The sequence below is a fragment of the Alistipes sp. AM16-43 genome (genome assembly GCF_003435745.1).
In the GTDB taxonomy this organism is placed as follows: domain Bacteria; phylum Bacteroidota; class Bacteroidia; order Bacteroidales; family Rikenellaceae; genus Alistipes; species Alistipes onderdonkii.
Genome location: NZ_QTUQ01000003.1, coordinates 139,977 through 155,902, shown reverse-complemented (window position 1 = coordinate 155,902; position 15,926 = coordinate 139,977). Strand labels below are relative to the sequence as shown.

Here is a 15,926-nt window from a genome sequence, read left to right as displayed (position 1 = left end):
ATCCGGCCGGGATTAGCGCAGTTCGAGTTTGAAGGGATAATACATGACGATCCCCTGCTGCGAAGCAGCTTCCTGCACCTGTTTGTATTCCTTCATCATGACTCCCAGTTCCGAGCGGGTCATGGCCTCGCGGATGCTGACGTTGAGCGACGAGATGAACGCCGCGAAACCCGTCGGCTGCTCGATCACCTCCGTCACCCGGAAATTGTCGCCCAACCCGGCCTTGTCCGCAGCGACGGCAATGGCCGTCTTCAGGCCACCGTACGTGTCTATCAGGCCGATGCCGAGGGCGTTGTCGCCCGACCATACACGGCCGCCGGCAATGTCGAGCACCTTCTCGAGCGACAGGTTGCGCCCCTGCGCCACGTTGTTGGTGAACGTCGTGTAAACCTTATCCACGCCGCGCATGATCGAAGCCCTTTCGGCTGGCGTAAGGGCCGAAGTCATGCCCATGCCTGCCGAGGTATTGCTCTTCACGGCGTCGAACGTAATGCCCAGCTTGTTCTTCAGGGCGTCGATGGTATTGAGGTACATGCCGAAGACGCCGATGGAACCCGTCAGGGTCAGTTTGTCGGCCACAATGACATCGGCCGGGCATGAAATGTAGTATCCGCCGCTGGCCGCATAGGAACCCATCGAGACGATGACGGGTTTCTCGGCCTTGAGCAGCTCCATTTCGCGCCAGATGACATCCGAAGCCAATGCGCTGCCGCCCGGGGAATTCACGCGCAGCACCACGGCTTTGACCTTTTCGTCGGCACGCACGCCGGCCAGCGTCGCAGCCAGCGTATTGCCGTAAATCTCGCGGCCGAAGCCCTCGCCGTCGACGATCGCACCGTCGGCATATACGATAGCAACCTGGTCGGCCGAAATATTCTTGAGGTCGGCACTGACCTGCGACGCATATTCGCCCAGGGTGACGAAATTGTATTGGCCGTCGGAATCGGACTGCACGCCCAGCTCGGCAAAGACGTCGTTCATCTGGTCTTCGTAGAGCAGGCTATCCACGAACCCGTGTTCGAGGGCATCCTCGGGCAACGAGACCTCCAGTTTGTCGGTGATCCGGTTCAGGGTTTCCAAGTCGATGCCGCGTGCCTCGGCCACCGAACCCGCGATGGTATTCCACATCGAATTGACCAGTTCCTGCATCTGTTCACGGTTAGCGTCCGACATTTTGGGAAGTATATAGGGCTCGACGGCGCTCTTGTACTTGCAGGCCGTGGGGCGGAAAACCTCGGCTTTGACATCGAGCTTGTCGAGCAACCCCTTGTAGAACGCCAAATTGAACGAAAGGCCCGACCAGTCCATCCCTCCTTCGGGCTGCATGTAAATCCTGTCCGCCGCCGAGGCGAGGTAATACTGCCCCTGCGAGTAGGTTTCGTTATAGGCGACGACGAACTTGCCGCTCTGCTTGAAATCGACGATCGCCTCACGCAGCTCTTCGAGCAGGGCCGAACCCGCCACTCCGCCGTTGCCGTTCATACGCAGGTAAATACCCTTGATCCGCGGATCGTCCTTCGCCGCCTCGAGCGCACGCAGCGCCTTCATCAGCGGAAGCATGCGCGTAGACTGGAGCGTCGCGAAATCGAAGCCGGCGAAAGGATCGCTCGACGGGGCATCGGTCAACACCTCCGAAAAATCGAGCTTGAGGATCGACTCGGGGTGTACGGCCACGCTTTTCTCCATCGAACCGGCAATGCCGAGCAGGATGAAAATCCAAAGGAAGACTACCAGTACCGATCCCACGACAAACGCGAGGATGGCAGCCAGGAAAGTTTTGATAAAATTCATAACGAAGTTATTTTTTGTTTGTCCTAATTTTGTTCCGATTCCGGTTTTTTTACGCAAAGTTACTACAAAAAAGTGAAATGCGGAAAGATATAGTGATAGAATTGAGTTACAAGGGTTTTGGTTGAAGTGGCGATAATCCGTGAAGCCATTACAATCCCTGCCGAAGCCAAATCCTGACGCCGCTACGTTACTTGTTCGTAACCATGCCCGAAAATGCGACAAACGGGTACGAATAGCGAAACAAGGCTCTAAGGAATAGTGAGTTATCCATAACTCATGCGAAAAATCAGGTTACGGAAAAAGATTGCGCCGTTCCTCCCCGTTTTGCGTACCAACACCGGACTCTTCACCAACTAATTTTGAAACCCAAAAATTAAGGACAATGAAGAGTACATTTTCAGTAATCTACTACCTCAAGCGTCAGGTAGTGAAAAAGGACGGGACAGTTCCCGTCATGGGACGCATCACGGTGGACGGCAGCCAGACACAGTTCAGCTGCAAACTGACTGTCGATCCGAAACTGTGGGACACCAAAGGTGGACGTGTCACGGGCAGAAGCACGGCGGCACTCGAAACGAACCGTATGCTTGACAAGATGCGGGTACGCATCAACAGGCATTATCAGGAAATCATGGAGCGTGACAACTTCGTCACGGCGGAGAAGGTGAAGAACGCCTTTCTCGGACTGGAACACCGCTACCACACGCTGATGCAGGTGTTCCGCCAGCACAACGAGGACTACGAGAAGCAGGTGGAGGCAGGCATGAAAGCCAAAGGCACGCTGCTGAAGTACCGCACCGTTTACAAGCACATGCAAGAGTTCCTCGACATCCGCTACCATGTGAAGGACATCGCCCTAAAAGAGCTTACCCCGGCTTTCATCTCCGACTTCGAGATGTTCCTGCGCACGGACAAGCACTGCTGCACCAATACCGTGTGGCTGTACGTCTGCCCGTTACGGACGATGGTATTCATCGCCATCAACAACGAGTGGCTGACGCGCGACCCGTTCCGCGAGTATGAAATCAAGAAGGAGGAAACAACACGCAGTTTCCTGACCAAAGATGAGATCCGCCTGCTGATGGAGGGGAAACTGAAAAACGCCAAACAGGAATTGTACCGCGACCTCTACCTGTTCTGCGCCTTCACGGGGCTGTCGTTCGCGGATATGCGCAACCTTACGGAAGAGAATATCCGCACCTACTTCGACGAACACGAGTGGATAAACATCAACCGCCAGAAAACGGGCGTGGTGTCCAACATCCGCCTGCTCGACATCGCCAACCGCATAATCGGCAAATACCGGGGACTGTGCGGGGACGGCAGGATATTTCCCGTTCCGCATTATAACACGTGCCTTGCCGGTATCCGTGCCGTCGCCAAGCGTTGCGGCATCACCAAGCATATCACGTGGCATCAGAGCCGCCACACGGCAGCCACGACGATATTCCTCTCCAACGGTGTTCCCATCGAAACGGTCAGCTCCATGCTCGGACACAAGAGCATAAAGACGACGCAGATTTACGCAAAGATAACCAAAGAGAAGCTCAATCAGGACATGGAGAACCTTGCCGCAAGATTGAACGGCGTCGAGGAATTTGCAGGTTGCACCATCTAAAAAGAAAAGCCATGAAACGTGACACAATCATCATCGAGGACAAGGCAGTCAGCGTAACCGGTAACGACGTGTGGATGACCGCCACCGAAATAGCCGGATTGTTCCATACGACCGTCCCGGCAGTGAACGCCGCCATCAGAGCCGTCCGCAAGTCGGACGTGCTGAACGACTACGAGGTGTGCCGCTACATGCAGCTTGAAAACGGGCTGCACGCGGACGTGTACGCCCTTGAAATCATCATCCCGGTCGCTTTCAGGGTGAATACCTACAACACCCACCTGTTCCGCACATGGCTGGTGGGAAAGGCACTCTCACAAGAGAAACGGCAGACATACGTGATGTTCATACAGAACGGAAAAGCCGGGTATTGCTGATTGCACATACCCCATAAGACAAGTAAACGGGTAGCACCACAAAAGGTGTCACCCGTTTACTTTTTCATGAAACCGCCTCACTCCAGCGGCTTGCGGTAGTTCGCTTCCAGTACCCCGCGCAGCCCCGTTTCCGGGTAAAGCACCTTCCCTCCCAAAAGTATGAAGGGCAACACGCGGTTGTTGCGGTATTCCTGCAAGGTGCGCCGGCTCACACGGAGCAGTTCCGACACCTCGCCGTCCGTCAGGTAACGTTCCCCGTCCAGCGGAGGACGGTAGCTTTCCAGAAATGCGGACAGCCATTTCGAGCCTTTGCGCATATCCTGCACCACAGAGGCTATCGGCTCGTCTTCCATCGTAAAAACATCGTTGTTCTCGTTCATCATAACTTCGGATTCAGTGGGTGAATAAATCAAATCATCTGCCGTGCGGATAGAGCGTGCCGACAAGCGGTATCAGCCGCTTCACCTCCTCTGGCTTGTAATAGAACCTGCGGTTTATCTGCGAGTAGCCGATAAGCCGCCTGTCACGCAGCGTCTGCAACGTGCGCGGGCTTATTCTCAACTGCCCGCAGACCTCCTCGCCCGTGAGCCATCTTTCCATGCGCCCCGTGTCGCTTTTGCGCCTCAGGGCGGCGACCTTCTCCGAGAGTGCGCCGAATGCCGCCACCATCATCTCGAAAGTCTTTTTCTCGATAGATACTATTTCCATATTCATGTCATTTAGAGTTTGCCGCAAAGGTAACGAAACGGCATACAAGACGTATCGTTTTCCGCTGAAAGGCTGCCTGTTGCGCCGTTTGACCGGGTTACGGAGCCATCTTCCGCAAAAATCTTACGTGAGTCACGTAGTGAGTTGTTAAAGCCCCTTTTGTTTATTGCCGAATTTTGTCGCAGAAACAAAAAGAAAGGACTGAACATGAAAGTGATAACAATGGAAAGTTCCGCCTACAAGGAGATGATGGCGCAGATTGCGAACATCGCAGGGTACATCCGCGAGGCAAGGGACGAGAAGAAACGGAAGCGGGAAACCGAAGACAAGCTGCTTGACACGGCACAGGCGGCGAAGATGCTCAACGTGAGCAAGCGCACCATGCAGCGTATGCGCACCGACCACCGTATCGAGTATGTGGTGGTACGCGGAAGCTGCCGCTACCGCCTTTCCGAGATACTGCGGCTATTGGAGGACAACACAGTAAGGAACGAGGAAGGGACAATAGACACCCTGTTCCACAACCACACGCTGCGCACGGGCGGCAAACCAAAAGGAAGGAGGACATAGGTCATGGAACTGCTCACACGAAACAACTTCGAGGGCTGGATGCAGAAGCTGATGGAACGGCTCGACCGTCAGGACGAACTGCTGCTGGCGATGAAGGCTGAGGGGAAACAGCCCACTATCACGGAAAGCATCCGCCTTTTCGACAATCAGGATTTGTGCATGTTGCTCCAGATAAGCAAACGCACCCTCCAACGCTACCGCAGCGTAGGCGCATTGCCCTACAAGACGCTGGGCAAGAAGACCTATTACAGCGAGGAGGACGTGCTGACATTCCTTTCCAACCATATCAAGGACTTCAAAAAGGAAGATATAGCCTTCTACAAGGCTCGTATCCATAATTTCTTTCATAAATAACCCATTAAAACATTTTTCAGATGGCAAAGAAAAAAGACGAAAAGGACGTGCTGGTAGTCCGTGACGAGAAGACAGGCGAGATCAGCGTGGTAGCCGGGCTGAACGCGGACGGCACACCCAAGCGCACCCCCGCAAAAGCGGAGAACGCGCAGAGTTTCCTGCAATTCGACCGACATGGCGACGTGCTGGACAACTTCTTCAAGAACTTCTTCCGGCAGTGCAAGGAACCCAGCCGCTTCGGTTTCTACCGCATTGCGGCAGACCAAGCTGAAAATCTCTTAGAGGTGATGAAGCAACTGCTGAAAGACCCCGAAGCGAACAAGGAGCTGCTCGCCCCTCACAAGGTGGACACCTCCGACTATGAGAAGAAGGTGCAGGAAGAGATGGCAGCACAACAGACAGAGAAACAAGAACCTCAAAAACAGGAGAACATGGAACAACGGAAAGAACAGCAACAGGACAAATCCGAACAGATGCAGGGCAAACGTGGCTACCAGCCCATCGACGAGAGTAAAATCAACTGGCAGGAGCTGGAGGACAGATGGGGCGTAAAGCGGGACAACCTTGAAAAGTCCGGCGACCTTACGAAGATGCTCAACTATGGCAAGTCCGACTTGGTAAAGGTCAAACCGACCTTCGGCGGCGAATCATTCGAGCTGGACGCCCGCCTCTCCTTCAAGAAGGACGGTGAGGGAAACATCAGCCTCGTGCCGCACTTCATCCGCAAGGAGCAGAAGCTGGATGAGTACAAGGAACACAAATTCTCCGACAATGACCGGAAGAACCTCCGCGAAACGGGCAATCTCGGTAGGGTCGTGGACATTGTGGACAGGGAAACGGGCGAGATCATCCCCTCCTACATCAGCATCGACCGCAAGACGAATGAAATCACGGACATTCCGGCAAGCAGGGTGCGCATCCCGGAGCGCATCGGCAAGACGGAAATCACCACGCAGGAGCGGGACATGCTCCGCGCCGGACTGCCCGTACGCGACAAGCTCATCGAGCGCAACGACGGCAGAAAGTTCGTCACCACCCTGCAAGTGAACGTGGAGCAGCGCGGCGTGGAGTTCGTGCCGGGAACCGGCAAGTCGCCCCGTACCGCACAGACACAGGAAACCAAAGGCGACACATCGAAAAGTCAGGCGCAGGGCGGGGAAAATGCCGCACAGACCAAGAAGGAGCAACGCCGCAACACGTGGACGAACGAGGACGGCAGCATCCGCCCCATCAGCAAATGGAGCGGCGTGAGCTTCACCGACCAGCAGAAAGCCGACTATGTGGCGGGTAAAGCCGTGAAGCTGGAGAACGTGACCGACAAGCAGGGCTTCCATGCCACGATGTATATCAAGTTCAACCCGGAGAAGGGACGCCCGTACCGCTACGACACGAACCCTGACAATGCACAGCAGGTTGCTCCGTCCAACGAGAGCCGCACGCAGGTGGCGGTGAACAACGATGGCAAGACCAACGAGGCTACAAAGAATCTGAGAGAGCCGTTGCAGAAAGGTCAGACCAACCCGAAGGACGCCCGCCAGCAACAGCAGCAGGAGAAGCCGCAGAAGAAAACGGGCAAGGGCATGAAAATGTAATCCCGTGTCCGCCACTGAATCCAAAATAAAATCCAAAGTATCAACAAAAAAGAAGAAGACATGAAGACAATCATTGCAGAAAAGCCCTCCGTGGCACGTGAAATCGCCCGCATCGTGGGCGCGACAAAGAGAGAGGAAGGATATTTCGAGGGAGGCGGTTATGCCGTGACATGGGCATTCGGACACCTCGTTCAGCTTGCCATGCCCGACGGCTACGGCGTGCGCGGATTTGTCCGTGACAACCTCCCGATTATTCCCGACACATTCACGCTCGTCCCCCGTCAGGTCAGGACGGAGAAAGGTTACAAGCCCGACAGCGGCGTGGTGTCGCAGATAAAAGTCATCAAAAGACTGTTCGACACAAGCGAACATATCATCGTGGCGACCGATGCCGGACGCGAGGGAGAGCTTATCTTCCGCTACCTCTACCACTATACGGGTTGCACCACTCCTTTCGTGCGCCTGTGGATCAGCTCTCTCACCGACAAAGCTATCCGCGAGGGACTGCGGAAACTCGAAGACGGCAGCAAATACGACAACCTCTACCTCGCCGCCAAAGCGCGGAGCGAATCCGACTGGCTCGTGGGCATCAACGGCACACAGGCGTTATCCATCGCCGCCGGACACGGCACGTATTCCGTGGGGCGGGTGCAGACACCAACGTTGGCTATGGTATGTGAACGCTACTGGGAGAACCGCCGCTTTACGTCCGAAGCATTCTGGCAGCTCCATATCGCAACGGACGGTTGCGACGGCGAAGTCGTGAAATTCTCATCCTCCGAGAAATGGAAAGAGAAAGAACCGGCGATGGAACTATATAATAAGGTAAAGGCGGCAGGTTGCGCCACTGTCACGAAAGCCGAGCGCAAGGAGAAGACGGAGGAAACTCCCTTGCTCTACGACCTGACCACGCTCCAGAAAGAAGCCAACGCCAAGCACGGCTTCACGGCGGAACAGACGCTTGAAATCGCGCAGAAACTCTACGAAAAGAAGTTGATAACCTATCCGAGAACGGGAAGCCGCTACATCCCCGAAGACGTGTTTGCCGAAATTCCCAAACTGCTCGCTTTCATCGGCACACAGCCCGAATGGAAAGACAAGGTGCGGGCAAAAGCCGCCCCGACACGCCGCAGCGTGGACGACGGCAAGGTGACAGACCACCATGCCCTGCTCGTCACGGGTGAGAAACCGCTCTTCCTCTCCAAAGAGGACAATACCATCTATCAGATGATTGCCGGGCGCATGGTCGAGGCATTCTCTGAGAAATGCGTCAAGGATGTGACCACTGTCACGGCGGAATGTGCCGGAGTGGAGTTTACCGTAAAAGGCAGCGTCGTGAAGCAAACCGGATGGCGTGCCGTCTATGGCGAGGAAAAAGAGGAAATTACCATCCCCGGCTGGCAGGAAGGCGACACGCTGACACCGAAAGGCTCGTCCATTACCGAAGGAAAGACCAAACCCAAGCCGCTGCATACCGAAGCCACCCTGCTCTCGGCAATGGAAACGGCGGGCAAGGAAATTGAGGACGACGCACTGCGGCAGGCGATGAAGGACTGTGGCATCGGTACTCCCGCCACACGCGCCTCCATCATCGAAACGCTTTTCAAGCGCGGTTACATGGAACGCTGCAAGAAGTCGCTTGTTCCCACCGAAAAAGGACTTGCCCTCAATTCCGTCGTCAAGACGATGCGCATCGCCGATGTTGCCATGACGGGCGAATGGGAAAAGGAGCTGGCGCGTATCGAGCGCGGGGAACTGTCCGACGACACCTTCCGCAAGGAGATAGAGGCGTACACACGTGAGATAACCTCCGAACTGATCTCGTGCGACAAGCTCTTCGGCAGCCGTGACTCCGGCTGCGCGTGTCCCAAGTGTGGCACGGGCAGGATGCGGTTCTACGGCAAGGTGGTACGCTGCGACAACACGGAGTGCGGACTGCCCGTGTTCCGGCTGAAAGCGGGACGCACCCTGTCCGACGATGAAATCAAAGACCTGCTCACCGAAGGGCATACCAAGCTGCTCAAAGGGTTCAAGAGCAAACAGGGCAAGAGTTTCGATGCTGTTGTCGCCTTTGACGGGGAATATAACACGACTTTTGTGTTCCCGGAGGCTAAAAAGGACAAGAAATTTTCAGGACGGAAGAAATAGTATTAACTTTGCCACTTGTTCAGAGTAATGAATTGTTCTTCGATACCGGATTACACTCATACTTTGGATTTAGTGGTGGCACTCGGAGGGATACCGAGTGCCTTTTTCTTCCTTTTTCCAACCGATTATCCCGTTAATTATCAATCCGCTAAATCCAAAGTAATGAACAACAAGAAGAAAAACGAGGGTCAGACCGACTTTTCCTATTACGGTCTGTACCTGCTGGACTATCTCCGCACGAACAAGTTTGAACAGGCTGACGACACCGCTTTCATACGGGAACGGGCCGACCGTGCCGCCGAAACGTATGAGAGGGCACGGCTTGAAGGCTATCCCGCCGATGGTGCGCAGGAACTGGCGATGGACACGCTGCTGCGCGGGCTGCATTATTCCCGTTACGCCATCCTCCGCGAAGTCGTGGAAAACGAGTTTGCCGATGAAGTGCCGGAAGAGAAGCGTGAAGCCTTTGTCCTGAAACTGCTGCCGCTTGTCGGCAACGTGTTCTCCGTCTATGACCTCTCGGATGACAATTTCGCCCTGTCTTCCGATTACGACCTGCTCTACACGGAGCTGACGGGAGCAACCGTCCTTTACTTAGACGAATATGGCGTTTAACCGCAAACAGAAACTGCGGGACAACATCGAGGCGATACGGACGGCATTCATCCTTGACAGGGAAAATAGGACAGCGACAACCGAAGAGCGTGCCATACTTCAAAGGTACTGCGGTTTCGGCGGTCTGAAATGTATCCTCAACCCTGCAAAGGAACTGACGGATGCCGTCCGGTGGGCGAAATCCGACCTCGAACTGTTCGCCCCGACGGTGGAGCTGCACAGGCTTATCCGTGAGAACAGCAAGGACGAAACAGAGTACAAGCGGTTTGTGGATTCGCTGAAAGCGTCCGTGCTGACCGCTTTCTACACCCCCAAAGAGATAACCGACACCATCGCGGACGTGCTGGCAGATTACAGCGTCCGCCCCGCCCGTATGCTCGAACCGTCGGCAGGTGTCGGCGTGTTCGTGGATTCCATGCTGCGGCACAGCCCCAATGCGGATGTGATGGCTTTCGAGAAGGATCTGCTCACGGGTACAATCTTGAGGCATCTCTATCCCGACCAGAAAATGCGCACCTGCGGTTTTGAGAAAATCGAAAGACCGTTCAACAATTATTTCGACTTGGCGGTGTCCAACATTCCGTTCGGTGACATTGCCGTGTTCGACGCGGAGTTTCAGCGGAGCGACTCTTTCGGCAGACGCTCCGCCCAGAAAACCATCCACAACTATTTCTTTCTCAAAGGACTGGATGCCGTGCGTGACGGCGGTATCGTGGCGTTCATCACCTCGCAAGGGGTATTGAATAGCACCAAGACCTCCGTGCGTAACGAGCTGTTCAGTCAGGCCAATCTGGTATCCGCGATACGCCTGCCCAACAACCTGTTCACGGACAACGCGGGCACGGAGGTGGGCAGTGACCTGATTGTCCTGCAAAAGAACCTCAGCAAGAAGGAAATGTCGCAGGACGAGCGGCTGATGACCGTGATACAGACGGACACGAAAACCGCCCTGACCGACAACGCCTATTTCATCCACCACCCGGAACGCATCGTGCATACGATGGCGAAACTTGACACAGACCCCTACGGGAAGCCCGCTATGGTTTATCTGCACGAGGGCAAGGCAGCAGGCATCGCCGGGGATTTGCGCCGTATGCTCGACGAGGATTTCCATTACAGGCTTGCCATGCGCTTGTATTCGGGTTCAATCCGGCAGGCAGGAACGGAAGAAAAAGTTGCCGTTCAAAATAAAGTAGAGCGTCCTGCCATAAAATTGGAAACAGTATCCTCGGCGCAGACGGTGGAAACTCCGACAGAAAAGCCGCAACCCGCAGATGAAAAGCCGGAGATAGAACCGCGCCCGCAATATTCCGCAGGCGTGCAGCTCACCCTGCTTGACCTCTGGGGGATGACGGAAGAGGTCAGCCAACCGAAAACCTCCAAAAAGAAAAAGACGGTGAAAAAGGCAGTTACGGCAAAGTCCACTCCGCCCAAACCGAAAGTCACGGTTACACCGACAGCTCCAACTGCAAAACCCGCAATGGAGAATAAGGAGGTGAAAGCGGAGAACACCGCCAAGCCTGCCGACCCGGACGACATCTATGCCACACTGGACTGGGATACCAATCCTCCCATCAACGGTTTCTATGAAATGATGATGGGTTTGACGCCGGAGCGTAGGAAAGAACTTCGGGAACTGGCAAGGCAGCATAACGAGAAACAAGTGGCGGAAAAGACGGAAGTGAAAGCCGTGCCGGAAACTTCCCGTGAGCAGCCACGACAGGAGGAAACACAGCCGGAGGCAGTCGCCGCACCTGCCGTTACAGATACCCCATCGGAAGCGGTGGGGACTTTCCTTTTCCCCGACATCGAAGCGGAAAAGCCGAAGGAGGAAGTCGTGGACCTTTCTCCGCGTGCCTACCACCGCACGCCGGAGATGCACCTGCGCGAAGGGTCGCTGGTGGCTGACCGGGGGCGTCATAACATCGGCTACCTGAAAGACATCACGCCATACGGGGCGACATTCCAGCCGCTCGACCTGAAAGGATACCAGAAGGAAAAGGCGTTGTTGTATGTGTCGCTGCGTGACGCCTACGAGCGTCTGTACCGTTATGAATCGCTCCGGCGCGAGGCAAATGTTCCGTGGCGAGAGCATCTGAATACCTGTTACGATGAGTTTGTCATGCGCTACGGCAACCTCAACGCCAAGCAGAACGTGAAGTTAGTGATGATGGATGCGGGCGGGCGCGACATCCTTTCGCTGGAACGGATGGAAAACGGAAAGTTCGTCAAGGCGGACATCTTCGAGCATCCTGTTTCCTTCGCGGTGGAGAGCCATGCCAACGTAGGCTCTCCCGAAGAAGCCCTGTCTGCGTCGCTCAACAAATATGGTACGGTCAATCTCGACTATATGCGGGAGATAACCGACAGCACGGCGGAGGATTTGCTCACTGCCCTGCAAGGGCGCATCTACTACAATCCGCTCGTGACCGGTTACGAAATCAAAGACCGTTTCATCGCCGGAAATGTCATAGAGAAAGCGGAACGCATAGAGGCATGGATGGGTGACAATCCCGAAAATGAGCGTATGCCGGAGGTGAAGCAGGCGTTGGAGGCTCTGAAAGATGCCGAGCCGCAGCGCATCGCCTTCGAGGATCTGGACTTCAATTTCGGGGAACGCTGGATTCCGACGGGTGTCTATGCCGCCTACATGAGCCGGCTGTTCGACACGGAGGTGAAAATCGCCTATTCCGCAAGCATGGACGAGTTTTCGGTGGTGTGCGGCTACCGCACCATGAAAATCACGGACGAGTTTCTGGTGAAGGGGTATTACCGGAACTATGACGGTATGCACCTCCTAAAACACGCCCTGCACAACACCTGCCCTGACATGATGAAGTCCATCGGCAAGGACGAGCATGGCAACGACATCAAGATGCGCGACAGCGAGGGAATACAACTCGCCAACGCCAAGATTGACGAGATACGAAACGGCTTCTCCGAATGGCTCGAAGAGCAGTCGCCGCAGTTCAAGGAGCGGCTTGTGACGATGTATAACCGCAAGTTCAACTGTTTCGTGCGCCCGCGCTACGACGGCTCCCATCAGACCTTTCCCGACCTCAACCTGAAAGGGCTGGCAAGCCGGGGTATCAAGAGCGTCTATCCCTCACAGATGGATTGCGTCTGGATGTTGAAACAGAACGGCGGCGGAATTTGCGACCACGAGGTGGGAACCGGTAAGACGCTGATAATGTGCATCGCCGCGCATGAGATGAAGCGTCTGAATTTGGCACACAAGCCGATGATTATCGGGCTGAAAGCCAACGTTGCGGAGATTGCAGCCACCTATCAGGCGGCATATCCCAACGCACGTATTCTGTACGCTTCGGAGAAGGACTTTTCGACCGCCAACCGTGTGCGCTTCTTCAATAATATAAAGAACAACGACTACGATTGCGTCATCATGTCGCACGACCAGTTCGGCAAGATACCGCAGTCGCCGGAATTGCAGCAGCGCATCCTGCAAGCAGAGCTTGACACGGTGGAGGAAAACCTCGAAGTGCTACGGCAGCAGGGAAAGAACGTGTCGCGGGCGATGCTGAAAGGATTGGAGAAGCGCAAGCACAACCTTGAAGCGAAGCTGGAGAAGGTGGAACACGCCATAAAGTCACGCACGGACGACGTGGTGGATTTCAAGCAGATGGGCATCGACCACATCTTCATAGATGAGAGCCACCAGTTCAAGAATCTGACTTTCAACACGCGCCACGACCGTGTGGCGGGATTGGGAAACAGCGAGGGAAGCCAGAAGGCACTTAACATGCTCTTTGCCATACGCACCATACAGGAGCGCACAGGAAAAGACTTGGGTGCGACCTTCCTCTCCGGCACGACTATCAGCAACTCACTGACTGAATTGTACCTGCTGTTCAAGTACCTGCGCCCGAAGGAGCTGGAACGGCAGGACATAAGGTGTTTCGACGCTTGGGCGGCGATATTTGCCAAGAAGACGACGGATTTTGAATTTAACGTGACGAACAATGTGGTCCAGAAGGAGCGTTTCCGCTACTTCATCAAAGTGCCGGAGCTTGCCGCCTTCTATAATGAAATCACGGACTACCGCACGGCGGAGGATGTGGGCGTTGACCGTCCTGCCAAGAACGAGATACTGCACCATATACCGCCCACGCCGGAACAGGAGGACTTCATACAGAAACTGATGCAGTTCGCCAAGACGGGCGATGCCACCTTGTTGGGCAGGCTGCCGCTTTCGGAAACGGAAGAAAAGGCGAAGATGCTCATCGCCACGGACTATGCCCGGAAAATGGCACTCGACATGCGCATGATAGACCCGAATTACGAAGATCATCCCGACAACAAAGCGAGTCACTGTGCCAAGATGATCGCGGAGTATTATCAAAAATACGACGCCCAGAAAGGCACGCAGTTCGTTTTCTCTGATTTGGGGACATACCAGCCGGGCGACGGGTGGAACGTCTATTCGGAAATCAAGCGCAAACTGACGGAGGACTACGGTATACCGCCAAGCGAGGTGCGCTTCATTCAGGAGTGCAAGACCGACAAGGCGCGGAAGGCGGTGATAGACGCCATGAACGCCGGGACGGTGCGTGTGCTGTTCGGCTCTACCTCTATGCTCGGAACGGGTGTGAACGCCCAGAAACGGTGTGTGGCTATCCATCATCTCGATACGCCGTGGCGACCGTCCGACTTGCAACAGCGTGACGGACGCGGAGTTAGGGCAGGTAATGAGATTGCCAAACATTTCGCCGGGAACAACGTGGATGTAATCATCTACGCGGTGGAGAAGTCACTGGACAGCTACAAGTTCAACCTCCTGCACTGCAAGCAGACTTTCATAAGCCAGCTCAAAAGCGGTGCGATGGGTGCGCGTACCATCGACGAGGGGGCAATGGACGAAAAATCGGGCATGAATTTCTCGGAATACATGGCGTTGCTCTCCGGCAATACCGACCTGTTGGACAAGGCGAAACTGGAAAAGCGGATCGCATCGCTCGAAGGGGAACGCAAGTCGTTCAACAAGGGCAAGCGTGATTCGGAGTTCAAGCTGGAGTCAAAGACCGGCGAGTTGCGCAACAACACGGCTTTCATAGATGCCATGACGGAGGACTGGAACCGCTTCCTGTCGGTGGTGCAGACCGACAAGGAGGGCAACCGCCTTAATATAATAAAGGTGGACGGAGTGGATTCCGCCGATGAGAAGGTCATCGGAAAGCGTTTGCAGGAGATAGCCAAGAATGCCACGACCGGAGGGTTGTACACGCAGGTCGGTGAACTTTACGGTTTTCCGATAAAGGTGGTGAGCGAAAGGATACTCAAAGAGGGATTGGAGTTCACCGACAACCGCTTCGTGGTCGAGGGGAACTACAAGTACACCTACAACAACGGGCATCTGGCGATGGCTGACCCGTTGGCCGCCGCCCGCAACTTCCTCAACGCGATGGAGAGGATACCCTCCATCATCGACCAGTACAAGGCGAAGAACGAGGTGCTGGAGATGGAGATACCGCAGTTACAGGAGATAGCGGGTAAGGTGTGGAAGAAGGAGGACGAGCTGAAGCAGTTGAAGTCCGAACTTGCCGCCCTTGACCGAAAAATTCAGCTGGAGCTTGCGCCACCCACGCCCGAAGTCGCAGAAAAGGAGAATGAAGGGCAACAGCTCAAGCCGGAAGCGGAAGATGTGAGGAACAGGCAGGCGCAATATCCCGAAAATGCACCGCCGCAGATACGCAGTCCGGCGGATAGTATCGTTGCCAACCATGTCATAATCGGGCGTCCGGGACTGTATGCCAAGGAGGAAACCCGGTCCAAAGGATTGAAAATATAACCTAAGGAATTTTATCTGAAGTATTAATAAGGGCTATCCCAAAAGGTCTAAAAGTAAATTTTATCCTTTCTGCAAGTATCTATAGGATGGCAACTGCATTTTTTTCTTTTTGGGCAGCCCTTATTAAAATTTATTCTTATTTTAGGTTATATACATTCATGTCCATTTATGTAAAAAATTCCTGCTGACCTTGTTTATGTCTTGTCAGTCACCATTTGCAAAACCATATTTGACCCTCAAAGAGGCTGAATTTGATAAGTAACTTGCTACATACTCATAATAAGGAGCTAAATAGAACACGAATGGGAAATACACAAATGCTAAACTAAAGAAGATATTGGCCAAAATAA

11 protein-coding genes are annotated in these 15,926 nt (G+C 54.5%); 8 read left to right on the top strand and 3 right to left on the bottom strand.

Annotation, left to right across the window (positions count from 1 at the left end; translation table 11 throughout):
* Positions 1-12: 12 nt before the first annotated feature.
* Complete coding sequence (gene sppA, locus DW189_RS06715; protein ID WP_117507251.1) at positions 13-1,791, bottom strand: signal peptide peptidase SppA; 1,779 nt, start codon at positions 1,789-1,791, stop codon at positions 13-15.
* Between the two features lie 382 nt (positions 1,792-2,173).
* Here sppA and DW189_RS06710 point away from each other — a divergent pair, with 382 nt between their 5' ends.
* Together DW189_RS06710 and DW189_RS06705 are read left to right on the top strand one after the other, a co-directional pair.
* Positions 2,174-3,409: a site-specific integrase gene (locus DW189_RS06710; RefSeq protein WP_004291422.1), complete on the top strand. Its 1,236-nt coding sequence runs from the start codon at positions 2,174-2,176 to the stop codon at positions 3,407-3,409.
* An 11-nt stretch (positions 3,410-3,420) separates the two neighbouring features.
* A complete protein-coding gene (locus tag DW189_RS06705; RefSeq protein WP_004291423.1) occupies positions 3,421-3,783 on the top strand; it encodes a hypothetical protein in 363 nt (120 codons plus the stop codon).
* 77 nt (positions 3,784-3,860) lie between these two features.
* Here DW189_RS06705 and DW189_RS06700 read toward each other — a convergent pair whose 3' ends face one another.
* Together DW189_RS06700 and DW189_RS06695 are read right to left on the bottom strand one after the other, a co-directional pair.
* Positions 3,861-4,166, bottom strand: coding sequence for a helix-turn-helix domain-containing protein (locus DW189_RS06700; RefSeq protein WP_004291424.1), 306 nt, complete (start codon positions 4,164-4,166; stop codon positions 3,861-3,863).
* 31 nt (positions 4,167-4,197) lie between these two features.
* Complete coding sequence (locus DW189_RS06695; RefSeq protein WP_004291426.1) at positions 4,198-4,497, bottom strand: helix-turn-helix domain-containing protein; 300 nt, start codon at positions 4,495-4,497, stop codon at positions 4,198-4,200.
* Between the two features lie 201 nt (positions 4,498-4,698).
* Here DW189_RS06695 and DW189_RS06685 point away from each other — a divergent pair, with 201 nt between their 5' ends.
* The 6 genes from DW189_RS06685 to DW189_RS06660 all read left to right on the top strand — a co-directional run bounded on the left by DW189_RS06685 (position 4,699) and on the right by DW189_RS06660 (position 15,576).
* Entirely contained in the window at positions 4,699-5,061 is a 363-nt protein-coding gene (locus tag DW189_RS06685; RefSeq protein ID WP_004304264.1) for a helix-turn-helix domain-containing protein, read from the top strand.
* A 3-nt stretch (positions 5,062-5,064) separates the two neighbouring features.
* Entirely contained in the window at positions 5,065-5,415 is a 351-nt protein-coding gene (locus DW189_RS06680; protein WP_004291454.1) for a helix-turn-helix domain-containing protein, read from the top strand.
* A gap of 20 nt (positions 5,416-5,435) precedes the next feature.
* Entirely contained in the window at positions 5,436-7,007 is a 1,572-nt protein-coding gene (locus tag DW189_RS06675; protein ID WP_004291455.1) for a DUF3945 domain-containing protein, read from the top strand.
* A gap of 60 nt (positions 7,008-7,067) precedes the next feature.
* The gene (gene topB / locus DW189_RS06670) at positions 7,068-9,155 is read left to right on the top strand and encodes a type IA DNA topoisomerase (RefSeq protein ID WP_004291456.1); all 2,088 of its coding nucleotides are present in this window, start codon (positions 7,068-7,070) and stop codon (positions 9,153-9,155) included.
* 162 nt (positions 9,156-9,317) lie between these two features.
* Positions 9,318-9,770: a DUF1896 domain-containing protein gene (locus DW189_RS06665; RefSeq protein WP_004304266.1), complete on the top strand. Its 453-nt coding sequence runs from the start codon at positions 9,318-9,320 to the stop codon at positions 9,768-9,770.
* Positions 9,760-15,576, top strand: coding sequence for an N-6 DNA methylase (locus DW189_RS06660; protein ID WP_004291462.1), 5,817 nt, complete (start codon positions 9,760-9,762; stop codon positions 15,574-15,576). Before DW189_RS06665 ends, DW189_RS06660 begins: the two co-directional genes overlap by 11 nt.
* The last annotated feature ends 350 nt before the right edge of the window (positions 15,577-15,926 follow it).